The organism is Vibrio neptunius (genome assembly GCA_019339365.1).
In the GTDB taxonomy this organism is placed as follows: domain Bacteria; phylum Pseudomonadota; class Gammaproteobacteria; order Enterobacterales; family Vibrionaceae; genus Vibrio; species Vibrio neptunius.
In genome coordinates this window covers 1374432-1397337 of record CP079860.1, presented here as the reverse complement: position 1 = coordinate 1397337, position 22906 = coordinate 1374432, and the positions used below count along the sequence as shown (strand labels likewise).

General features: G+C 45.6%; 17 protein-coding genes and 2 pseudogenes. 11 read left to right on the top strand and 8 right to left on the bottom strand.

Features of this window, described 5'->3' with window-relative positions; translation table 11 throughout:
* Nucleotides 1-28 precede the first annotated feature (28 nt).
* Entirely contained in the window at nt 29-1399 is a 1371-nt protein-coding gene (locus KW548_23170; GenBank protein ID QXX09517.1) for a PepSY domain-containing protein, read from the bottom strand.
* Nucleotides 1400-1611: 212 nt separating this feature from the next.
* Nucleotides 1612-1965 (bottom strand): hypothetical protein, encoded by a 354-nt coding sequence (locus tag KW548_23165; protein ID QXX08515.1) that lies wholly within the window; start codon nt 1963-1965, stop codon nt 1612-1614.
* 340 nt (nt 1966-2305) lie between these two features.
* Between KW548_23165 and uhpT the strand changes: the two genes are divergently transcribed.
* From uhpT to KW548_23145, 4 genes and pseudogenes are all read left to right on the top strand, one after another.
* On the top strand, nt 2306-3697 hold the full coding sequence (gene uhpT / locus KW548_23160; protein QXX08514.1) for a hexose-6-phosphate:phosphate antiporter: 1392 nt from the start codon (nt 2306-2308) through the stop codon (nt 3695-3697).
* 145 nt (nt 3698-3842) lie between these two features.
* A complete protein-coding gene (uhpA, locus tag KW548_23155; GenBank protein QXX08513.1) occupies nt 3843-4454 on the top strand; it encodes a transcriptional regulator UhpA in 612 nt (203 codons plus the stop codon).
* Nucleotides 4454-5965: pseudogene (uhpB, locus tag KW548_23150) on the top strand (signal transduction histidine-protein kinase/phosphatase UhpB). Before uhpA ends, uhpB begins: the two are co-directional and overlap by 1 nt.
* Before the next feature lie 10 nt (nt 5966-5975).
* A complete protein-coding gene (locus tag KW548_23145; GenBank protein QXX08512.1) occupies nt 5976-7295 on the top strand; it encodes an MFS transporter in 1320 nt (439 codons plus the stop codon).
* Here the strand turns inward: KW548_23145 and KW548_23140 are convergent.
* The 3 genes from KW548_23140 to KW548_23130 form a co-directional block, all read right to left on the bottom strand.
* On the bottom strand, nt 7292-7675 hold the full coding sequence (locus tag KW548_23140; protein ID QXX08511.1) for a cytochrome b562 family protein: 384 nt from the start codon (nt 7673-7675) through the stop codon (nt 7292-7294). The genes KW548_23145 and KW548_23140 overlap by 4 nt on opposite strands.
* Before the next feature lie 79 nt (nt 7676-7754).
* Entirely contained in the window at nt 7755-8498 is a 744-nt protein-coding gene (locus KW548_23135) for a phosphatase (GenBank protein ID QXX08510.1), read from the bottom strand.
* Nucleotides 8499-8548: 50 nt separating this feature from the next.
* On the bottom strand, nt 8549-8998 hold the full coding sequence (locus tag KW548_23130; protein QXX08509.1) for an SRPBCC domain-containing protein: 450 nt from the start codon (nt 8996-8998) through the stop codon (nt 8549-8551).
* A gap of 166 nt (nt 8999-9164) precedes the next feature.
* Between KW548_23130 and KW548_23125 the strand changes: the two genes are divergently transcribed.
* The 5 genes from KW548_23125 to KW548_23105 all read left to right on the top strand — a co-directional run bounded on the left by KW548_23125 (nt 9165) and on the right by KW548_23105 (nt 16423).
* Nucleotides 9165-12041 (top strand): HD domain-containing protein, encoded by a 2877-nt coding sequence (locus KW548_23125; GenBank protein QXX08508.1) that lies wholly within the window; start codon nt 9165-9167, stop codon nt 12039-12041.
* A gap of 343 nt (nt 12042-12384) precedes the next feature.
* Nucleotides 12385-13887, top strand: a complete 1503-nt coding sequence (gene zwf / locus KW548_23120; protein QXX09515.1) for a glucose-6-phosphate dehydrogenase — start codon at nt 12385-12387, stop codon at nt 13885-13887.
* Nucleotides 13884-14600: a 6-phosphogluconolactonase gene (gene pgl / locus KW548_23115; protein ID QXX09516.1), complete on the top strand. Its 717-nt coding sequence runs from the start codon at nt 13884-13886 to the stop codon at nt 14598-14600. Before zwf ends, pgl begins: the two co-directional genes overlap by 4 nt.
* A 37-nt stretch (nt 14601-14637) precedes the next feature.
* Entirely contained in the window at nt 14638-16086 is a 1449-nt protein-coding gene (gene gnd, locus KW548_23110) for a decarboxylating NADP(+)-dependent phosphogluconate dehydrogenase (GenBank protein QXX08507.1), read from the top strand.
* Between the two features lie 199 nt (nt 16087-16285).
* On the top strand, nt 16286-16423 hold the full coding sequence (locus KW548_23105) for a hypothetical protein (GenBank protein ID QXX08506.1): 138 nt from the start codon (nt 16286-16288) through the stop codon (nt 16421-16423).
* 216 nt (nt 16424-16639) lie between these two features.
* Here KW548_23105 and KW548_23100 read toward each other — a convergent pair whose 3' ends face one another.
* Nucleotides 16640-18403 (bottom strand): sigma-54-dependent Fis family transcriptional regulator, encoded by a 1764-nt coding sequence (locus KW548_23100; GenBank protein QXX08505.1) that lies wholly within the window; start codon nt 18401-18403, stop codon nt 16640-16642.
* Between the two features lie 256 nt (nt 18404-18659).
* On the opposite strand from KW548_23100, the gene KW548_23095 reads away from it, so the two are divergent.
* On the top strand, nt 18660-20180 hold the full coding sequence (locus KW548_23095; GenBank protein ID QXX08504.1) for an aldehyde dehydrogenase: 1521 nt from the start codon (nt 18660-18662) through the stop codon (nt 20178-20180).
* 272 nt (nt 20181-20452) lie between these two features.
* On the opposite strand, the gene KW548_23090 is transcribed toward KW548_23095, so the two are convergent.
* Together KW548_23090 and KW548_23085 are read right to left on the bottom strand one after the other, a co-directional pair.
* Complete coding sequence (locus KW548_23090; protein QXX08503.1) at nt 20453-21220, bottom strand: sulfite exporter TauE/SafE family protein; 768 nt, start codon at nt 21218-21220, stop codon at nt 20453-20455.
* 113 nt (nt 21221-21333) lie between these two features.
* Nucleotides 21334-22167: pseudogene (locus KW548_23085) on the bottom strand (hypothetical protein).
* Nucleotides 22168-22502: 335 nt separating this feature from the next.
* Between KW548_23085 and KW548_23080 the strand changes: the two are divergent.
* On the top strand, nt 22503-22871 hold the full coding sequence (locus KW548_23080) for a 2-oxoglutarate dehydrogenase (protein ID QXX08502.1): 369 nt from the start codon (nt 22503-22505) through the stop codon (nt 22869-22871).
* The last annotated feature ends 35 nt before the right edge of the window (nt 22872-22906 follow it).

Here is a 22906-nt window from a genome sequence, read left to right as displayed (position 1 = left end):
CCAATAGGTGGCCTTTTTTGTTGTTGTACTAGGCTGCTGACGTTTCCATTTTCTGCCGGAAAACAAACCAATCAATCGCACCAAAGAGCACGATAGTCACCGCTGCTAGCGGGAAAAAGACTGCAACCATAGCGAGTGTCATTACTCCTACCTTCCAGATACCGTCACTTTCAAAGCGAGGCGGAATACCGACCTGAGTCTTGCCTGATGGTCTTCTGATCCACCACATCACAATACCGCTGATAGAAATGGCAATAAACGCCACACAGAATACAACATTGAGTACCTTGTTCACGACACTGACATCCCCTTGGTGCAAAGACACGCCTGCTGCCATAAACTTAGCGAACAAACTGTAGTCTTCCCATGTCACATCCACCAACACTTCACCTGTGTACTGGTCTATGTGAGTGGTTTTGTCTTTTCTTGGATCGTTAATGTCGCCCGCCATAGAATTCGCTGCGAGCGTATACACACCCGTTTCAGACTGAGGCAAAAAGAGATTAAACTGAGTAAAACCAAGGCGCTGTGCTTGCTCGACTATCGAATCGATGCCAATACTCTGACTGATATCATACGAGCTATGTTCATGATGAGCATGATCTTCGCTGCCATGAACATGCCCCGTAGATTCAGGTAACGGAGCTTGTTCTAAGTTCCATGGCATTTCTTTCTCACTATCGTGATTGAGATCAGCGTGAGTCAGCAGTGACTCTGGCTTATCGCCCCAAGTGTAGTAAGTAGGAAACGTATTCCACGCCTGAACCAGCTTGCTGCCCCAAACGCCAGCCCACGCCAAACCTGAAATGACGAAAAACAGTAACACAACTGACAACACACCACCCAAGTTCGCGTGCAGATCACGCATCAAGATACGTGTACCCGATGTAAAACGCACTTTCAGAAATCCCGCTTTGCTTGCGTTGTCCCTTGGTAACCACAAATAGATCCCCGTCACCAACAGTAAGATACTCAAGCTAGCAGAGACTTCGATTAAGTAGTCCCCCCATTGACCAATCAGCAGAGTTCCGTGGATTTCATTCGCAAGCTGATACCAGCTGTCACTGCGATCTATTTCACCTAATACCTGACCACTATAGGGGTTCACGGTGGCAAACACCGAGGTACCATCTTCCAGACGCACACTGAACTTATTGACCAAGTTGGCTTCAGCGCCAGGGGTATACTGAGTAACCTGTCCAGATGGGTAACTGGCTTGGACGTTCTCTAGTTGCTGCGAGACCGGAACTTTTGAAGTTTCCGGCATGACGATCATTTGATCTCGGTATCGGGCTTGTTCGATGTCATCATCAAACAACATCACAAGTCCTGTCAGGCTGAGCATCAACATAAAAGGGATAACATAAAGACCAGCATAGAAGTGCCAGCGCCATGTCATGAAATAGCGTGATTTGATTCGAGTTTTATCTGAAGATCGACGTGAAGATTCCTTAGGCGAAGTCTGAGTTTGACTACCCAACATTACAATTTCCTTTTTATTGCGCGCAGCAAAACCTTCAGATTTAATCCGAATGGTTCATTCAATAATGTATGCTGAGCATTGACTTTACAGTGAGGTGTTATGCCTTATTTAATAATTTTATTTTTACATCAAGCAATAGACAGAGGCGGCGCACGCGGGAGTGCGAGCTGATAGCGAACGCTTAGAGCCAAAAAAGCATAGGCTTCATCACTCACATACGACTGTCGTGTAAAGTAAAGTGGTGTTGGAAGTGAATCCTGGTGGAAAGAAGAAAAGTGACTGAATGGACAAGGCTTACCGTGCTGAGTTTCCGGCTTACCTTCTTCGACCTGAACCAGTTCGAAACCATTGATGGTACATAAGGTAGCCCAAACACCGGCGTTGGAGCCGTGCGCATTTATGACCGGCATCAGAGAAACGAGCAGCCAACTCAGGGCACTCGCCAATAACATCATCCGGTTAAAATTCGTTGCGCGTAACATGATCACTCTCGATTTATTAGCTGCCACTATATAACGTGAAGTTAACAAACTCAGCCATTTACGCCGCAAAATATAAGCTTAGTCATAACTTTTCGACAAAAGGAACAATAACTAACCGAAACGCATTCAGCAAATCATGTGACGTTATTCACGAAACACTCATTAGCTAGCTCGATCTAGGAAATATTCCTAACCCACCTAAGAGCATCTCTCAAGCCACAACGTACCACGGTGAATACACTTAGCGCCATCGATTTAACTCTGATTGTCCGTCAGCTAAGTCAACCAAATTTATTATTTGCTTCGCCCAAAGGGCTAAGCTGGGCTCTAAGGATTCACTATGTTGAAATTTCTAGAACAAGTGCGTAAACCGACATTGGACTTGCCAGTCGAAGTACGCCGTAAAATGTGGTTTAAACCCTTCTTGCAATCTTACCTTGTCGTATTCATTGGCTACATGACCATGTACCTGATCCGCAAGAACTTTAATATTGCACAGAACGATATGATCTCCACTTATGGCCTGTCAATGACAGAGCTTGGCTTGATCGGTCTTGGCTTCTCGATTACTTATGGCATAGGCAAGACTGTGGTGTCTTATTACGCTGATGGCAAAAACACCAAACAATTTCTGCCTTTTATGCTCATCCTCTCTGGCTTGGCTATGCTGGGTTTCAGTATGAGCATGGGTGGTGGTAGTATTAGCCTTTTCCTAATGGTCGCATTCTATGCGTTGAGTGGTTTCTTCCAGAGTACTGGTGGCCCTTCTAGCTATTCCACCATCACCAAGTGGACACCACGTAACAAACGCGGTTCATACCTTGGCCTGTGGAACATGTCTCACAACGTTGGCGGTGCTGGCGCTGCAGGTGTTGCTCTATTCGGGGCGAATTACCTATTCGATGGTCACGTGCTCGGCATGTTCGTATTCCCATCTATCATCGCGCTGATTGTTGGTTTTATCGGTATGCGCTTTGGTAGCGACTCTCCAGAAGCCTATGGTTTGGGTAAAGTGGAAGAGCTGTTCGATGAGGTTGTCAGCGAAGAGGACAATGCCGCGGAAGAGCAGCAAATGTCGAAGCGAGAAATCTTTGTTGAATATGTCCTGAAAAACAAAGTGATCTGGCTGCTGTGTTTCGCCAACATTTTCCTTTATATCGTGCGCATTGGTATCGACCAATGGTCAACGGTTTATGCATACCAAGAGCTGGGGCTATCGAAAGAAACCGCAATTTCTGGTTTCACCCTATTCGAAGTAGGCGCCCTAGTTGGTACATTAATGTGGGGTTACTTATCAGACTTAGCTAACGGTCGCCGTGCGCTGGTTGCTTGTGTATCACTGGGTTTGATTATCGTATCACTTGAGTTCTACCAACACGCCACCAGCGAATTCATGTACCTAGCTTCACTCTTTGTATTAGGCTTTCTCGTTTTTGGTCCTCAATTGCTGATAGGTGTGGCAGCTGTTGGCTTTGTACCAAAGAAAGCAATCAGTGTCGCTGACGGCGTTAAAGGTACGTTTGCGTATCTTATCGGCGATAGTTTCGCAAAACTTGGACTAGGTATGATTGCAGATGGTACACCTATTTTTGGTCTGACAGGTTGGCAAGGTACTTTTGCTGCTCTGGATACTTCTGCAGCTATCTGTATCGGCTTACTTGCTTTCGTAGCGATAGCTGAAGAGAAGAAAATTCGTAAAGCTAAAAAGCAGCTCGCTCAAGTCAACGCTTAATACCCCCTTAGCGCTATCTAATACTCTCTGCTTTGCCTGATTCAGAGTGATATAGATAGCGCTTTTTTTAGTTCCAAACGCTATTTGCCTATTGGCAAACTTAACGGTAACTTACCTCTGATTCTACCTTGCTTGGATAATTGCCATGATAAATGTTGCTCTCGTTGATGATCACATCATCGTTCGATCCGGTTTTGCCCAGCTGCTAAGCTTGGAAAGTGACATTAACATCGTGGGGGAATTCAGTTCTGTGTCCGATGCCAAACAAGGCTTGCCCGGCAGTGACGCTCATGTGTGCATTGTCGATATCTCTATGCCAGACGAAAGTGGCCTCACTCTACTAGAGTCTATCCCTTCAGGGATCGCCTGCGTGATGCTAAGTGTCCATGACTCTCCTGCAATGGTAGAAAAAGCGCTGGAAGCCGGGGCTCTTGGTTATTTGACGAAAAGATGCAGCCCCGACGAGCTGGTTCAAGCGGTGCGAACCGCGTCCACTGGTGGCTGTTATTTAACACCAGAAATCGCATTGAAATTAGCCTCGCCTAAAGCAACAACCGCTGCATTGAGCCAGCTAACCAAACGAGAAAAGCAAGTCTGTGAATTGCTCGCAGCGGGTATGGATGTCAAGCTAGTAGCCAATCAACTCGGCTTGAGCCATAAGACGGTTCATGTCCATCGCGCCAACGCTATGGATAAACTCGCGGTCAAAAACAACGTTGAACTGGCTAAGCTGTTCAGTCAGGAAATTCCGCTCTGATGCGTAACTATCTACTCACTTCTGCTTGTGCTTGGTTTATCACCCTATGTAGCTGGTTTTGTCTTTGGGTCATTTCCTATTACTTTGTCAATGACGCCGAGTTGGCGATACTCTTTTTTTCCCTTCGCTCTTAGACTAGGCGTAACATTACACACCGCCAAAAAACACTGGCCCGCGATTTACACGGCAGAATGGCTACTCACGGTCTGCCTCGCGTTACTATTGGAGCAACCCCAATGGCTCACCGTGATAGCTGCCAGTATGGCCAGCATTCCCGTCACAGCATTGGCTATGCGTTTCAACTATGGTAGCCAATCTCAGCGCTTAATAGTGCAAGCCTCTGCCATCATAGTGACGTCATTGATCAACGTTGCAGCCGTAAGTAGCCACGCAGACCCACTGAGCTTAGTGTGGTTGGTCAGTATCACGGGGGGCTTATGCTGGTACCAACGTGTTACCTTGTCTGGAACTACTTGTTTCAGAGTACCTGGCTACCACTCACTTCCAACGTAATCACTCAACCAATTCAGTTCAAGATCAAGCCGATTATTCTGTTTGTCGCTTTATTCTCTGTCAGCATAGCCATGCAAATTGGGCTTCCAGACGAATTGCGCCGCTTTGCGCCATTCTGCCTGGCTATTCCAATTGTTCTGCTCGCTTATCGCTACGGCTGGCAAGGCGCTATGCTTGGTACGTTGCTTAATAGTATTGCTTTGATCGCAGCACGCAGTGGGGTTTCTCAAATTGAAATCACCGACCTTCTGCTGTCCATTACCGCGCAGACCCTAACAGGGATATTGCTCGGTATGGCCGTTCAACGTCAGCGAGATCTAAACCAAAAGTTACGCTTCGAGCTAAGCCGCAACCAAAACTTGTCACGTCAATTGGTGAAAGCCGAGGAATCCGTCCGTCAAGAAGTCGCACGCGAGCTACACGACGAAATTGGACAGAATATTACTGCCATCCGCACTCAAGCTAGCATCATTAAGCGCGTTGAAAACTCAGAGATGAGCGCTAATTGCGCCACCACTATCGAATCTCTATCGCTGAACGTTTATGACACGACCAAAGGGCTCTTGACTCGGCTCAGACCCAAAGCACTAGACGACCTTGATCTGATCGACGCACTCAAGCAGTTGGTTCGTGAAATGGAATTTGAGCAGCAAGGCGTTGATGTCACATTCCAGCTACAAGGCAAGGATGTATCAGCGCTTAGCGATGCAACCAGCGCCACTTTGTATCGAATATGTCAAGAAGCCCTAAACAATGCGAAAAAGTACGCTCAGGCAAGCTGTTTAGAAATAGATATCAAGCTGGGTGAGAACGTCGAACTGAACATTCAAGATAACGGCATTGGATTCAAACTGCAGGACAGCCAAAAAGGCTTTGGCTTAAAAGGTATGCAAGAGCGAGTGCAAGCACTCGGTGGCAGGTTTAACATTCGCAGCTATAGCCAGCATGAGTCAGAACAACATGGGACTGCTATTCATGTCGAGCTACCAGGGATTTGAGGTTTAGCCTATGTCCGATTTTATCGATGCGCCTAATCGCAGTTCCCAAGAGGTAAACTCAACTTACCATTACTGGCGACTGCACATCATGGTCGGCATGTATCTCGGCTATGCTGGTTTTTACTTTACCCGTAAGACATTCAATTACGCCACGCCCGCTTTGATCACAGACCTAGGTTTAGACAAAGGTGACATAGGTTTAATGGGCACCTTCTTCTATTTGACCTACGGTTTATCTAAATTTATTTCCGGAATCGTCTCGGATCGCTCCAATCCTCGCTATTTTATGGGGATTGGTTTAATTGCAACTGGAATTATTAACATTCTGTTCGGTTTATCCAGTTCACTCTACGCACTTTTCACACTTTGGGTTCTGAATGCTTGGTTTCAGGGTTGGGGGTGGCCTTCCTGTTCAAAGCTGCTGACTACATGGTATTCACGCTCAGAACGTGGTTTCTTTTGGGCAATCTGGAATACAGCTCATAACGTTGGTGGCGCGTTAATCCCTCTTGTGGTCGGTTACATGGTCCTGCATTACAGCTGGCGAGAAGGTTTTATTGTCCCTGGGGTGATTGGTGTCATCATCGGACTTTTCCTTTGTTGGAGACTCAGAGACAAACCTATCACCATGGGGTTACCCACCATAGGTCGATGGAAAAACGACAAGCTGGAGCTGGCACAAGAGAACGATGGTATTGGCCTCAAATCTCACCAAATATTGCGTACCTACGTCCTGAACAACAAATACATTTGGTTGCTGGCGTTTAGCTATGTGCTGGTTTACATCGTACGAACAGCGGTGAATGATTGGGGTAACCTTTACCTGACTGAACAGCATAACTTCGATTTGATCAACGCAAATGCTGCTTTGTCCTTGTTTGAAATCGGCGGTTTTATCGGCTCTCTGGTGGCCGGTTGGGGCTCAGATAAGTTATTTGGTGGAAATCGTGGCCCGATGAACCTGATTTTTGCGATGGGAATCTTCTTGTCAGTCGCCGCTTTGTGGCTAATGCCAGTGACTAATTTTGCGTTTCAAGCGGCAGGCTTCTTTGTGATTGGATTCTTTGTATTTGGTCCCCAAATGCTGATTGGTATGGCTGCGGCAGAATGTTCGCACAAAGACTCAGCAGGTGCTGCAACAGGCTTCGTTGGGCTATTTGCTTATATGGGAGCCGCACTGGCTGGATACCCTATGGCCATGATAATGGAACAATTTCACTGGACTGGTTTTTTCGTCACCATCTCGATCTGCTCAGCGGTTATTGGACTGTTACTCCTGCCTTTCTTACAGGCACAATTTGGTAACAGTCCAAATAAAACATTAAGTTAGCCGAATAACTTACTCCAGATACTTGGGTTACGTTTATCGTGATATTCAATGCGAAGATCATCGACCTCACGAAGGGATTCCTTCGCTGACGCCATATCACCCGCATCCAATTCAGCTTCTATCTGCTCCAAAGCACCTGAAAGCTTATTAAAACCTTCAAGATAGGTATCAAACTTTTCGGGTGGGTAATCTCCACGCTTCGATTGCTCAACGAGGTTTGACAGGTTAGACACTGCTGCTTTCATATCCGTAATTTCAGTCGCTTCAGCAGCGTGTTTAAATTCAACTTTCATTTGCTTCATTGTTGCCTTCAGATCGAAATCTGACGCAAAAGCCTGTGCTGATACCATCAGTACCAGAGCCGGAATTAACTGTTTCATTGTCTTGTTCTTATCTTGAAATAGTAGAGATAAGTATACTGAATTCATTCAACACACTTGAGATGGAAATTATATCAACTTATAAATTGATGTACTCCTCGATAGGGACTCGACCACGCAGTTCAAGAAAATCGAGGAATTGACGAACAGAATACGTGATAACCTGAGCACTGTCGATGCCCACATCATCCATCAGCTTGGACACCAAACTAAGGTTACCGACTTCATGACAGAAATGTGCATCACTCCCTGTGGTAAAGTACACGCCCAATTCCTTGCCGATTTGTGCAATCTCATAGCAGCGTTCAACACTCCCCACCCTGCTATTGCCTTTTAGTGTGGTGTTATTAATTTCGATGGCAACGTTATTATCTTTGGCACACGCAAGAACCGATTGATAGTCAAAATCGAAGTTTGGGTTGCCCAAGTGGCCCAGCGCATCGATTCGACCACGGCGTATGGTATTGATAAGCGCTTCAGTGTGTTCTTTCTCACTCGCAGGACGAAACACTGCTTCATGGAAACTTGCGATTGCCCAATCAAGGTTTTTTTGTGACGAGGGATGAATATCCACTTCACCTTGAATGTTGAGTATATTGGATTCAATCCCCCGAATCACCGCAACACCTTCAATAAATCGAGGCAAAACCCGTTGGTTTGAAAAAAACCAGTAATGCGGCGCACCGGGCATAGATTCTGCGTGATCAGTGGTACAAAACATCTCCAAACCGTTCATTTTTGCCAGCTTAGCATTCTCAATAAGCGTACTATAAGCATGGCCACTGGCATAAGTATGGGTATGAGTATCAACAACAAGCTTCATAAAGACAATTTACCTCAATTTCAACGTCGTCCAGCCATAATGTTAACCATTTACGGATTCTGTTGCTCGCAGATTACTTTGATCATAGGCAACGCTTTCCCCCATCCAACATTAAACATGCTGACAAAATCTGGATGAGTTTCAATTGTCACTTTAAGCAAAACTGAGTTTTCCAGAGGGGTAATCTGATAGCTTTCTTTACTGCCTATCCACTTTTGTGCTGCATCACTATCTATGTCTTGAATATGTTCCGGGTTAAAAATAGCAATATGATGATATTCAATCACTTTGTGCTTTTCTATCCGGTCAACAAGCGCCCTTGTTCCACCGAGTTCGGGATCAAAAAAAGCGATATGATTCCCTTCTAACCACTCACCTTCAAACTGAGACTGAGGTGAAAAGGCTGTTGCCCATTGTGAGTACAGTTCTAGTTCGGTGAGCACTTTCCAGATGATTTCTGGCGTTGACGCCACTTCGATCTGATAGTTTAAAGTCAACATCCTGTTTATTCCCTTTACGATACCTTTAATAATTATAGTCGATTCAATAACCTATTCCTTTATAAATCCGCTCACTATCGACTGAGCCGCCATACATTCCACCACAACTTTTGCATGATTCATATATTGACCAATACTTATTAAGTATCTCACTAGTGGGCATGAAATGAAGAAACGTCACTATTCGTTGAGCATCCATATTACGAGCTTGTTTCTAGTACTGACCTCTTTGGTTGGTGCGGTACTCATTGCGATAAGCTATCACCACTCCCAACAGTTGCTTACCGTCAGTGCCAAAGAGCTGAGCAGCGAAAATAGTCGTAAATTAGAGTCGACGTTCAAAGTAAGTACGGGACCCATTCTCACTACGCTCGATTTCATGGCACTTAGCTCCATCATCAGTGAACGCCAAGCCCCTGATAAGGCGGAGCAGTTCCTTTCATCATTAGAACTTATTTTCCAAAGAAATCAGGGGCTTGTTGCACTTTTCTATGCTAACGAAGAGGGTGAGTTCACTATGATTCGTCCACTGCGTGACAATAAGTCACGCCAGAGATTTGGCGCACCGCCCAAAGCAAGCATGATGATCAACTTCACCAAAACTGACGGTTTCAATGAGTTCCACTACCTGGATGGCAACCATCAGCGCGTCGGCTACAAAAAAACCAATGACAATGAATTTGATCCAAGGGTCAGGCCGTGGTTTGTGAATGCCGACCCTGATGGTGATATACGACTGACCGAACCCTACTTTTTTTACTTTCTGAAAACCAACGGGGTGACTTTATCTCGCCGCTCCTCGGATGGAGGAAAAGTCGTTGCGGCAGATTTCACTTTGTCTTCACTATCTGAGCAGATTGGTGAAATTGGCTTCTCCAACAATACCAAATTGGTTCTGTTTGATAACCAGTTTAGGGTTCTAGCTCAGCATCAAGCTAGTATTGACTTAACTCAAGAAAACGGCCAAATACGGCAACAGCTTGAACAGAGCTTATTCGCACCAATCCTCAACCGGCATAGTAGCCAAACACTTTACGAAGCTTTTGTCCAAGAGGGTCAAGACTGGTCGGTAACGCTAACCCCCGTTGTCCTTAACGAGCATGTGCGCCTTTTACTCGCGGAGGCGACACCACAAGACGATTTATTAGTAAATCTACTGTCCATGCGGGACAGGCAAATCATAGTAGCCATTGTTATGCTGGCACTGAGCTTTTTGGTTGTTTGGCTTGTCGCTAACAAACTCGCCACCCCTTTGCACAACTTGGTATTATTGACTGATAACATCACCCGCTTTGATTTTAAGAAAACTCGTTACCCCAGGAGTGCCATCAGAGAAGTCGCTAATTTGACCCAATCGATCGAACTCATGGAACACACATTGCACGACTTACTGAGGTTATTGCGAGAGACAGCCAGCAATCAGGACTTTTCTGTTTTAGCCAAAACCATCACCCACCAAAGTTACCTCGTCACGAAAGCAGAAACCATCGTTCTCTATACATATTCAGAAAAGCAGAATGCGTTTGAAGTTTCGGCAAACCATGCCATTATTCCATTCAAAATCGAGTTAAATGAATTCCTGTCTGAAACGGCTTGGTTAAAAACCGACTTACACCGAGGTGAGATCGTACACCTCAATCGAAGTGACAATGTCCTCAACCGATATAAAGCGTGTTTCTATAATTCTGACGTTTACTTTTTCCCATTACTCAACCGAGAAAAACGTTTAGTTGGCATTTTACTGCTTGGGTATGAACGAAACATCTCTAAAGCACAATGCGATAAACATGCCTTCCTTAAAGAACTGCTGAGCTTTGCTGAAATCGCCAAAGAAAACATCGATCAGATGCAGCAACAAAAAGATATGCTCAACGCATTCATCGAATTGATGGCTTCCGCAATAGATACTAAATCCCCTTACACAGGTAGCCATTGCCAACGTGTACCTGAATTAACAAAAATGCTCACTCAGGTCGCACAAGATGACAACATCCACTTCCCTCAGTTTAAGATGAACAAGGAAAAGTGGGAAGAGCTTCACTTAGCGGCATGGCTGCACGACTGTGGCAAGATAACCACACCGGAATACGTGATAGATAAAGCAACGAAACTAGAAACCATTTACGATCGCATCCACGAAGTCCGAATGCGTTTTGAACTGCTCAAAGCACAAGCTGAAGTGGACTACTGGCAAGGGCTTTACCAAGGAGGTAGCGCCTCAGAGCTAAAACATGCACTAGAAGAGACGCTGAACGCTCTAGACGACGAGTTTGAGTTTGTCGCTCAATGCAATGTCGGTAGTGAGCAAATGGAAGAATCTGCCATTGAGCGACTCCATACCATTGCTAAAAGACAATGGAAACGCACTCTCGACAACCAAACTGGTGTGTCTTGGGTTGAGAAGCAACGCGCTGGTAGGACTGAAACATTACCCGTGATGGAGCCTTTACTAAGCGACAAACAAGTCCACCAAATACCATGGGAACGGGGCGAAAGCCCACAAGATGTCTGGAAAGAGAGTTTCGTTCTGCAACCAAGCGACCTCAAATACAATCGTGGCGAACTGTACAACCTCTCCATTCGCTACGGAACCTTAAATGATGAAGAGCGCTTCATTATCAATGACCATATCATTCAAACGATTACGATGCTTGGTCGTCTTCCTTACCCTGAGCATTTGAAAAATATTCCGGAAATAGCAGGCGGACACCATGAACGCATGGATGGGAAAGGGTACCCAAGAGGGTTAAACGAAGACCAACTTTCTATCCCGGCCAGAGTTATGGCCATTGCGGATGTATTTGAAGCACTCACTTCCAGTGACAGACCTTATAAAAAAGCGAAGAATCTGGAGGAATCACTCAACATCATGACTCACATGGCCACTTCAGGTCATATCGATCCTAAGCTTTACTTACTCTTCTTAGAACACGAAATTGATCAGAAATACGCTGAGATGTTCTTAGCGCCTCAGCAAATCGTTCCTGTCGAAAGAGAAGCGCATATTCAAACCATCAAAGCACACCTGAGGACTTCATTCTAAATCCGTATAAAACGTTTCAATCATGTAAACAATTAGATTTGTTACTCTATTTATACTCATCTATACAACCTCTCTATAAACCTATAAAAATCAATAATCTGACTATTTGGCTAGTCAATATTTAATCGATTGCCTTCACAAAGGTTGATGTATATCAAATACTCATAGACAATACGCTGCCGAACTGAGATTTATCTCTATAGCTCAAGAAGATTAAGGTTTTGGCTATCAAAGTAATAGGCATCACCGATTATCAATTTTGAAGTCCCGTTGATAGGGTTGGCACTTCCAAAAGCCAGCATTGACGGCACATGATAACTACCTCGTTTCTAAGGGAAAGATGATGGTAATACCAGAAAACAGCAGCATCGTTATTTTTGGTGCTTCGGGAGACTTAACGTATCGTAAGTTAATCCCTGCTTTATACCACCTTTATGCGAGTAAGCAGCTTCCACAAAACTTCGCCATTCTAGGTGTCAGCCGCACGGAATACAGCGACGAGTCTTACCGCGAGAAACTGAAGCACTCACTTCAGGAAATGGAAAAAACTGAGCCTGCAACGCTAGATGCATTCATTAATCACCTGCACTACCAAGCGATCAATACCTCTGATACCGCAGACTACAGCAAACTGGTTACCCGTCTTGACCAACTGTCCGAACAGTACCACTTCGAGCAACGTAACACGCTATTCTACCTAGCTACTCCACCAAGCCTATACAGTATCATTCCTGCTAGCCTTGCTACACATGGTCTAAGTAACGAAGAGGATGGTTGGAAACGACTCATCATCGAAAAGCCGTTCGGCTACGATCTTGAGTCTGCTCAAAAGCTCGATAAAGAGATTCACGAACACTTCCAAGAGCACCAAATCTACCGTATCGACCATTACCTTGGTAAAGAAACAGTACAGAACCTACTGGTTCTGCGTTTCTCAAATGCGATGTTTGAACCGCTTTGGAATCGCAACTTTATTGAATACGTTGAGATCACCGGTGCTGAATTCTTGGGTGTTGAAGAGCGTGGCGGTTATTACGATGGCTCTGGTGCGGTACGTGACATGTTCCAAAACCACTTGCTGCAAGTTCTTGCTATGGTGGGGATGGAGCCACCAGCACAAATCAACGCCGATTCAATGCGTGACGAAGTGGTTAAAGTTCTACAGTGTTTGAAACCTCTAGACGAAGAATCTCTACGTAAAGACCTTGTTCTCGGCCAATACACCGCATCTGAAGTTCGCGGAGAGCACTTACTGGGCTACCGTGAAGAAAACGGTGTCGCCGAAGATTCACGTACTGAAACCTACATTGGTCTAAAAGCCTACATCAACAACTGGCGTTGGAACGGTGTGCCATTCTACGTGCGTACTGGTAAGCGACTGCCGACACGCGTAACAGAAGTGGTTATCCACTTTAAGAACACACCGCACCCAGTGTTTGGTCAAAACGCCCCTGAAAACAAACTCATCATTCGTATCCAACCGGACGAAGGCATTCAGATGAGTTTTGGCCTTAAAGAACCAGGTGCTGGCTTTAAAGCTAAAGAAGTGAAGATGAACTTCTCTTACAATGATTTGGAAGAGACTCAGATGCTGACTGCGTATGAGCGTTTACTACTTGATGCTTTGAATGGCGATGCGACTCTATTCGCGCGTACTGATGCAGTAGAAGCTTGCTGGAAGTACGTTCAGCCAATTCTCGATTTCAAACAAGACCCACAAGCGCTATTTGGTTACGCTTGTGGCACATGGGGACCAAAAGAAGCAGATGATCTCCTTCAGCGCGCTAACCGCGCTTGGCGCTTCCCATGCAAGAACCTAACCGATACGGACTACTGCGAACTATGATCAACCATAAGATCTTCCCAACAGCACAACAGGTGGTAGAAAGCTTAGCGAATGACATGAAAGCGTTCAGCGAACTAGGTCGACCTGTTCACATTTCACTGTCTGGTGGTAGCACACCTAAAATGCTGTTTAAGCTACTATCAACCAACAAATACGCTACATCCATCCAGTGGAATAACCTGCACTTCTGGTGGGGTGACGAGCGCTGTGTGGCACCTGACGATACAGAAAGCAACTACGGTGAAGCGAACGCATTGCTATTTAGCCAAGTGAACCTACCAGCTGAAAACATCCATCGCATCCGTGGCGAAGAAGAACCAAAAGCGGAAGCTGAGCGATTCGCACAAGAGATGGCAGATGTGATTCCGACTGAGAACGGCACACCTGTTTTCGATTGGATTCTGCTAGGCGTCGGTGCAGATGGACACACAGCATCACTGTTCCCAGGCCAGACTGACTACCAAGATGAGAACCTATCAGTATTGGCTTCTCACCCTGAATCAGGGCAGATTCGTGTTTCTAAAACAGCGAAAGTTTTAGAAGCCGCTAAGCGTATCAGCTATCTTGTACTTGGTGCAGGCAAAGTTGAAATCGTAAACGAAATTCATACTACTCCGGCAAGCGAGCTGCCGTATCCAGCGGCGAAAATCCAGTCTAAAGCTGGCGAGACCGAGTGGTACTTAGATTCAGACGCAGCAGCAAAAATCGCGTAATGCGAGCGTCCATTTTTAGAGAAATTGGAGAGAAATAATGAAAGGTGATATCGGTGTCATTGGCCTAGCAGTAATGGGTCAAAACCTTATCCTGAACATGAACGATCACGGCTTTAAAGTGGTTGCTCACAACCGTACTGCTGCGAAAGTAGACGAATTCCTAGAAGGTCCAGCAAAAGACACTAATATCGTTGGTGCATACTCTCTAGAAGAACTGGTTGAGAAGCTAGAAGCGCCACGTAAAGTGATGCTAATGGTTCGCGCGGGCGACGTCGTTGACAAGTTCATCGAAGCACTTGTGCCTCTGTTAGACAAAGGCGACATCATCATCGATGGTGGTAACACTAACTACCCAGACACAAACCGTCGTGTGGCTGCTCTTCGTGAGAAAGGCATCCACTTCATCGGTACGGGTGTTTCTGGTGGCGAAGAAGGCGCGCGTTTTGGTCCTTCAATCATGCCTGGCGGTTCTGCCGAAGCTTGGGAAGCGGTTAAGCCTATCTTCCAAGGTATCTCTGCAAAAACTGACGCTGGCGAACCTTGTTGTGACTGGGTTGGTAACGACGGTGCTGGCCACTTCGTTAAGATGGTTCACAACGGCATCGAATACGGTGACATGCAACTTATCACTGAAGCGTACCAGTTCATGAAAGATGGCCTTGGTATGTCTGCTGACGAGATGCAAGCAGTCTTCGCTGACTGGAACAAAACTGAACTAGACAGCTACCTAGTAGAAATCACTGCTGACATCCTTGGCTACAAAGATGAAGATGGCGAGCCACTAGTAGAGAAGATCCTAGACACCGCTGGCCAAAAAGGCACGGGTAAATGGACAGGTATCAACGCGCTAGACCTAGGTATTCCTCTAACGCTGATCTCTGAGTCTGTATTCTCACGTTGTCTGTCTGCACTGAAAGATCAGCGTGTTGAAGCAGAGTCTCTATTCGGTAAGACAATCACACCAGTTGAAGGCGATAAGCAAGAGTGGGTTGACGCACTTCGTCAAGCTCTACTGGCTTCTAAGATCATCTCTTACGCTCAAGGCTTTATGCTAATGCGCGAAGCATCTAACGAGAACGGTTGGGACCTAAACTACGGTAATGTCGCTCTAATGTGGCGTGGTGGTTGTATCATCCGATCTGCATTCCTAGGTAACATCCGTGATGCGTACGAAGCGAACCCAGATATCGCATTCCTAGGTTCAGATGACTACTTTAAAGGCATCCTACAAAACAGCCTCAGCGCATGGCGCAAAGTCGCGGCTAAGTCGCTAGAAGCTGGCATCCCAATGCCTTGTACCATCTCGGCACTGTCGTTCCTTGACGGTTACACTACAGCGCGTCTGCCAGCTAACCTACTGCAAGCTCAACGTGACTACTTCGGTGCTCACACTTACGAGCGTACTGACCGTCCGCGTGGTGAGTTCTTCCACACGAACTGGACTGGTACAGGCGGTGACACAGCGTCGACGACTTACGACGTATAAATCAGTTTAAAGGGGATTAGTACGGTATTTTATAATACCCCACACTCCTACTACAATTAATACGTTATGGAGGATGTTAGCCTAGCTGACATCCTCTATTTTTGAAACCTACCACAAGGAGTCGCGTGAACCTTTACCGCGGCATTGGTGATTAGCTTAACCTGGACGGTTTATAACAATCTAAATTGAGGTTCTTGAAATGACTATTAATAAGTACTTTGTCTTTGTTCCTTCTATTGAAGAAAGCAAAGCGGAAAAGGAAAGTGAAGTGGTAAAAACTAAGGAAGCTCAACGTCAGGCATTAGTAAAACAGGCGCAGCAACAAGGCGGACTGTAAAGGCTAGGTTTCAATATATAAAGAGCGCCTTCTGGGGCGCTCTTTTTTTTACTTTTGTCTTGTACCGTATTTAAGAAAATCAGCGATGTACTCTCGCGACTCCATTGAAGCTACATAATCAGGAGGTAAAGCGCAGATGACGACTCATCAAATACCGTCAATATGAGCTTGTTTCACTGGCATAAAATGTCCAATCATAATGCCCACGCTCGTCTCTCATTTTGCTTTGATAACCCCCAATGCTTTTAGCTTTCGATAAACGGTGTTCCGGCTGATTCCCAATACTCGGGAGACCTTGCTGACATTGCCATTGTTTGCACGGTAGGTGTCGACCAATGTGCTATTAAGCGTTGATTTCAAATCCTGTTCTAACACTTCACTTTCTACCAAAGTGTTTTCTAACAGTGGCTGAGCAAAGTGAGTAGGCACGTGCTCAATGCTGACTTCTTCCACATCGCTAGCAATCAAGCTTGTGACTTTGAGAAGGTTGTCCAACTCTCTCAAATTGCCTGGCCAACGATAATTGAGCAATAACTGCATTAGCGACGCCGAGATTTGCTGAACGTTTTGTTGGTGTTTTTCGTGAATAGCACGGATCAGCGCCGCTTTGTCCTCGCGCTGATACAGTGAAGGTAAAGTGATCACTAAGCCATTCAATCGATAGTAAAGATCCTGCCTAAAGCGCCCCTGAGCGACCAGTTGGTTTAAATCCTGATGGGTTGCGGCAATCACCTGAATGTCCACTTGATAGGATTGAGCCGAACCCACAGGCATAACCACTTTGTCTTGCAGGACAGACAGCAAACGGCACTGCGCATCAAGCGGCATTTCTCCGATTTCATCCAGAAATAAGATACCTTTATCCGCTTGTCTAATCCGCCCTGAGTAACCGTGCTTACTCGCTCCGGTGAACGCTCCAGACGCATGACCAAATAGCTCGGATTCAATCAAATCTTTAGGTAGTGCCCCGCAATTAACGGTGATAAGCGGCTGCTTACATCGAGCACTGTGTTTGTGTAGCGCTTTGACGAATTCGCCTTTACCAACCCCAGTTTCTCCGAGGATTAATAGACTAATATCAAAGCCCAACACTTTATTGGCCTGTTGCCACGCTTGTTCCACTTGGTGATCACCATAGTGAAGTTCACTCGATACGCTGAGCCATTTTTTCTGGACTGGCTTCTGGCCTAAGGTCCGTTTTTCGAAGACGAACTTCGCGCTCTGCTCTGGTTGCTTGAGAAGGCTCTCGACATGCTCTCCAACAAGTGCTGCCTTAGGGATAAGTTGAGTGGCGACCTGATTGTGTGCCACCACCTGACCATTTTCATCAGCAATCACTATGCCTTGCCAACCACTCTTCAAAACTGACTCATTGTGCGCAAGGTTGATTTGCCAAGCCCCTTCAGGGATTTGCGTCAGCAGGTAGTTTTCAATCAGTTGCACCATGTTCTGGACCAACAGCTGCGTAGTCACATCATGTTTGCTTTGCTCACTGGTTATATCGAGAATGCCAACCAGCTCACCACGATGGTTAAATAACGGGCTCGCCGAGCAACTAATGAAGCGATGCTGTTTGATAAAGTGCTGCTCGCCAATAATAGACACTGCTTTCTTTTCGAACAGTGCCGTTCCAATCGCATTCGTTCCTTTCAGCCTTTCCTGCCAGCAACTGCCTGAATCGAGCGCTATCGACATCAACTTTTCTCTAAACCTTTCCTGTCCCCAACTTGCAAGAATGACCCCTTCATCATCCGTCAAAATCAACCGGCTATCTGTTCGAGAAAGAACTTGATTAAACAAAGGTAAAGCGCACTGCTCCACAGCTTCAATCACGCCTTGAGCTTTATAACGTCGCTCTTTAAGCAGCGCATTAGACACATTTATGTCTTCAGGTTTTTTTACCTGTCTGAGGCCCGCATTAGTACTTCTCTGCCATGAGGACATGAGCCAGCTGTCTGGTTGATGGGTTTGTAATTCCATACCTGTTCCACTCTTGAGCATTTGGGGTGTGCCATTTTGGAACAGGTGAACATTTTGTTAACTCCCCATTCCATCGCCATGCGTTTAAAACAACACAGTCTAAGCCTTAAACACTCTATCGCCACAACAAGGTCACAACAAGTTTTTAACAATTGGTCTGTGATTTGCGTTAGTTAGATGAATAGTAACTGAAGTGTTCACCGGTTAGTGACAGCTTCAAACATAACTTGAACGAGAAAATAATAAGGATATTTCTATGATTTACGCACAACCAGGCAGTCACGATTCTGTGGTTAACTTCAAAACCCATTACGACAACTACATTGGTGGAGAATGGGTGAAACCTGTGTCTGGCGAATACTTTGACAACACGTCACCAGTCAATGGGCAAGCTTACTGCAAGGTTGCTCGTTCAGGTGAGGCGGACATCAACCTAGCACTTGATGCGGCTCATAATGTCAGAGCAAGCTGGGCAGCCACGAGCGTAACAGAGCGTTCCAATATTCTCCTCAAGATTGCCGATCGCATTGAGCAGCATCTTGAAGAGCTTGCCGTGGCAGAAACGTGGGAAAACGGCAAACCAGTACGTGAAACCCTTGCGGCAGATCTCCCTCTTGTCGTCGATCATTTCCGCTACTTTGCGGGCTGTATCCGCGCTCAAGAAGGCAGCGCAGCCGAGCTTGATGTGAATACCGCGAGCTACCATTTCCCTGAACCTATTGGTGTTGTCGGCCAGATCATTCCATGGAACTTCCCTATGCTGATGGCCGCATGGAAACTGGCTCCAGCGCTCGCGGCAGGTTGTTGTGTGATTTTGAAACCTGCTGAGCAAACCCCAACGTCTATCTTGCTTTTGATGGAAAAGATCGGTGATCTGATTCCAGCAGGCGTGGTAAATGTCGTCAATGGATTTGGTAGTGAAGCGGGTCAAGCGCTCGCTACCAGTAACCGTATTGCCAAAATCGCTTTCACGGGCTCAACACAAGTCGGAAACCACATTCTTAAATGTGCAGCCGATAACCTGATTCCTTCAACAGTGGAACTGGGCGGTAAGTCGCCTAACATCTATTTCCCAGACATATTCGACCATGAAGACGAGTACTTGGAGAAGTGTATTGAAGGTACGCTATTGGCCTTCTTCAACCAAGGCGAAGTCTGTACCTGTCCTTCACGCGTATTAGTGCATGAGTCTGTTTATGACAAGTTCATCGCCAAAGTGGCCGAACGCGCAAAGAGCATCCAGCAAGGTAACCCGCTCGATACTGACACTCAGGTGGGTGCACAAGCTTCTCAGGAACAATTTGACAAGATCCTGAGCTACCTAGAAATAGGCCGCCAAGAAGGCGCGAAAGTAGTTTTTGGTGGTGAAGTCGCTCAGCAAAAAGACGGTATCGAGTCGGGTTACTACATTCAACCAACACTTCTTGAGGGTAACAATAAGATGCGCGTCTTCCAGGAGGAGATCTTTGGCCCAGTGATCGCTATTACTAAGTTTAAGGACGAAGCTGAAGCACTGGCCATTGCGAACGATACTGAATACGGCTTAGGCGCAGGTGTTTGGACGCGAGATGCTAATCTAGCCTACCGCATGGGTCGCAACATCGAAGCGGGTCGTATTTGGGTGAACTGTTACCACGCCTACCCTGCACACGCTGCTTTCGGTGGCTATAAGAAGTCAGGTATTGGCCGTGAAACCCACAAGATGATGCTAGACCACTACCAGAACACCAAAAACTTACTTATCAGCTACGATGTTAACCCGCTCGGTTTCTTCTAAACACGAAGAGCGCCCTAGGGCGCTCTTTTTGCTGTCAGGCTTGTTCGTATTTATCGCTTTCTTTACGCTTGTCATTCCAAAACAACATGCCACTGGCGATCAACGCGACCACTGAAACGGTGGCCAAAGCTGGTATATATTTCGGTATTGAAGCTCAGCGTATCAAATATTCAACAACACCTTACCAACACATCAGCAAACTTAGAATTTCATCATAATTTATATGGTTATTTATGAGACACAACATGACTCACCATGATCTATCATCTCATTCACACCCAATAAACATCGTAGAAGAAATATGTGGTCATCAAAATGCTCGATACTGCCACAAAACCTTTGACGTATTGTTGAGGCACATTACGTGACACCCTTGCAGCGGCATAACCTCCAGATAGCGTCCCTAGCATCACGACAATCCCTCTAGGCCAGTCAATTGAACCATCTAGAACAAACACTAAGATGGCTGTCAGCGAAACACACGATGACACCAAAAGCTTAAGGCCATTCATTTGATTAATGTCTTGGTACCCAGCAAGAACCAAGTAACTCAGTACGATAACCCCTAGCCCAGCATTAAAGAAGCCCCCATAGGCAGAGACCAACACCAAAAACACGGATAGTGTGATGTTCAACCAAACTGGGTTTAAAGAGCCAGTACGAATCAGTTTTCTAGGCCACTCGCTGATTGTACTGCCGAATAAGAACAGCACCGTCGCAAATAATAACAACCAAGGAATGGCTTCTAGAAACAGAGATTCAGAAACACTGAGTAGTAAGTAAGCCCCTAAAGCGCCACCGACTAAGCTAAGGATGACGGTAAACAAAATGGGTTTAGGGTGTTTAGCGATGTCTTGTCGAAACCCATAAGCACCACTGACGTAACCAGCACAGGCGGCAAAAGTGTTGGTTGCATTGGCTACAACAGGAGACACACCAACAAACAGTAAACTCGGAAATGTGATAAAACTTCCACCACCGGCAACACTGTTAAGAATTCCGCCAAGCACTCCGGCTACAAACAATAGAATCCATTCCATCTTTTTGATTCAGTTGGGAGTTGTCAGACTAATGTAACGGTGTTGATGAGAGAGGTAAACTAAAGTGACGATTAAATTCGCCTACTTCACCAAGCTTCTACCGAACAAATCGGCTATTGAATATCCATTGCAACGCTTCTCCAATCTCGTAGCTCTTGGCGATAATGAGCGGTTTGCTTGTCTGTTACTGAGTTAATAATTCTAACCAGATACTTGTTTGCTATCGCTTTGTTGTGACCAATTTTTTTCTTCAAGCTCTGTAGAATAGAAGCTGGCAGGGTTAAACATCAGCTGCTGGAAACGGGGATTAAAGTATTCCACCTGCATGCGATTAGTCAGTAGAGCATTCACTTCAACCCGCATTTTGGTTTGATGATCAATCCAGTCATATGAGGTTACATAGAGTTGAGAGGTCCATTCCCGGATCATTTTTTCTTGTTCAGGCGTCACAGAACCCAGCCAATCATCAAAATTCTCAGTGATCTTTTCTTCATAGTTTTCACGAATTTCGTCTTCAGAGAGCTTCTGATATTTCTTTTTTATAACGTGTATGTCGAACACGAATATTGTTCATCAGTTCTTCCGCTTGTTCATCCGACAGCTCACTGGCCAAAGCAAACATTTCTGGCGCTATCTGACTGACCAGTCTTTGAGTATGGTTCTGGAATTGCACTTCTTGCTGCTTTAAGTCTTCTTCAGTAAACGATTTAGGGTCAAGCGCAATGAGCTGATCTAAATGCTGAATGTAATTGGGAATTTCTTCTCGTCGATGCCAATCACTCAGCACTTCAATTTTTTTCACTGACTAGCTCTTCTTGCTCGTCATTCAATTCAACAAAATCTTCCAGATACTCAACCAACAACCAATCCATATTGTTATATACAAACTTGGTACTACAGCCAGTTAAAGCAAAACAGAGCGTAGTTAACAATCCCCATTTTTTCATTATCCATTCCTCTGCCCAACACTGTTGAGGACATTGTAAGTGTAGCTCTCACACCTAAAGAGAGTGTGTACTTATTTAATGACCAGCAAATTAAATACCAGAATTTTAAACACCCTTTAGCTGGCTGAAATTCCATAGAAACCACTGGAATAAGGCGTTTATCACCTCAGTACTGCGTTTTGCTATGCTGAAAAGCGGCAATCCCTTTCCTCATCCTCAACTCTGACCTAAATTTAACTTGTCGAACATCTAAATCTCTATGATTGAAGCCACTCACTCTAGTAATAGATTGACCTAAGCTTCGCTTACACTCTTAACATCAAGGTATAATTATAATGAACAGAATTTTTGCTTCGTCAGTCATATCTGTGCTGGTACTTGTAGGCTGTGCAAAACAATCGCAGCCTGAGCAAGAACAGGCTAAAAGGCCAGTGTGCCTAGAAAAAGGGTTACCTGGTGGATGGTCCCCCTCTGGCATAACGCCTGAAGTCATGAGAGCGATGGATACCATTCTTGGTCAAATGAACAACGAGTCATCAGTCAAGCAAATCAACCAAGTAAGAACTCAAGTGGTCAGTGGGATAAACTACGCTATTGAATTTACGCTCGAAAACGGCGCAATGTGGCATGCGGTGGTCAATCGTAACCTTCGGGGTGACTATATGATTGAACGAATTGCCAAGCCTGGGCCTCTCTGCCCATAACACTACGGTACGGACCGCATATTAGAGAGTCATAT

Coding starts and splice junctions, on each gene's coding strand:
- KW548_23170 (QXX09517.1), bottom strand. CDS start 1,399: ATGACATGGCGCTGGCACTTCTATGCTGGTCTTTATGTTATCCCTTTT.
- KW548_23165 (QXX08515.1), bottom strand. CDS start 1,965: ATGTTACGCGCAACGAATTTTAACCGGATGATGTTATTGGCGAGTGCC.
- uhpT (QXX08514.1), top strand. CDS start 2,306: ATGTTGAAATTTCTAGAACAAGTGCGTAAACCGACATTGGACTTGCCA.
- uhpA (QXX08513.1), top strand. CDS start 3,843: ATGATAAATGTTGCTCTCGTTGATGATCACATCATCGTTCGATCCGGT.
- KW548_23145 (QXX08512.1), top strand. CDS start 5,976: ATGTCCGATTTTATCGATGCGCCTAATCGCAGTTCCCAAGAGGTAAAC.
- KW548_23140 (QXX08511.1), bottom strand. CDS start 7,675: ATGAAACAGTTAATTCCGGCTCTGGTACTGATGGTATCAGCACAGGCT.
- KW548_23135 (QXX08510.1), bottom strand. CDS start 8,498: ATGAAGCTTGTTGTTGATACTCATACCCATACTTATGCCAGTGGCCAT.
- KW548_23130 (QXX08509.1), bottom strand. CDS start 8,998: ATGTTGACTTTAAACTATCAGATCGAAGTGGCGTCAACGCCAGAAATC.
- KW548_23125 (QXX08508.1), top strand. CDS start 9,165: ATGAAGAAACGTCACTATTCGTTGAGCATCCATATTACGAGCTTGTTT.
- zwf (QXX09515.1), top strand. CDS start 12,385: ATGGTAATACCAGAAAACAGCAGCATCGTTATTTTTGGTGCTTCGGGA.
- pgl (QXX09516.1), top strand. CDS start 13,884: ATGATCAACCATAAGATCTTCCCAACAGCACAACAGGTGGTAGAAAGC.
- gnd (QXX08507.1), top strand. CDS start 14,638: ATGAAAGGTGATATCGGTGTCATTGGCCTAGCAGTAATGGGTCAAAAC.
- KW548_23105 (QXX08506.1), top strand. CDS start 16,286: ATGACTATTAATAAGTACTTTGTCTTTGTTCCTTCTATTGAAGAAAGC.
- KW548_23100 (QXX08505.1), bottom strand. CDS start 18,403: ATGGAATTACAAACCCATCAACCAGACAGCTGGCTCATGTCCTCATGG.
- KW548_23095 (QXX08504.1), top strand. CDS start 18,660: ATGATTTACGCACAACCAGGCAGTCACGATTCTGTGGTTAACTTCAAA.
- KW548_23090 (QXX08503.1), bottom strand. CDS start 21,220: ATGGAATGGATTCTATTGTTTGTAGCCGGAGTGCTTGGCGGAATTCTT.
- KW548_23080 (QXX08502.1), top strand. CDS start 22,503: ATGAACAGAATTTTTGCTTCGTCAGTCATATCTGTGCTGGTACTTGTA.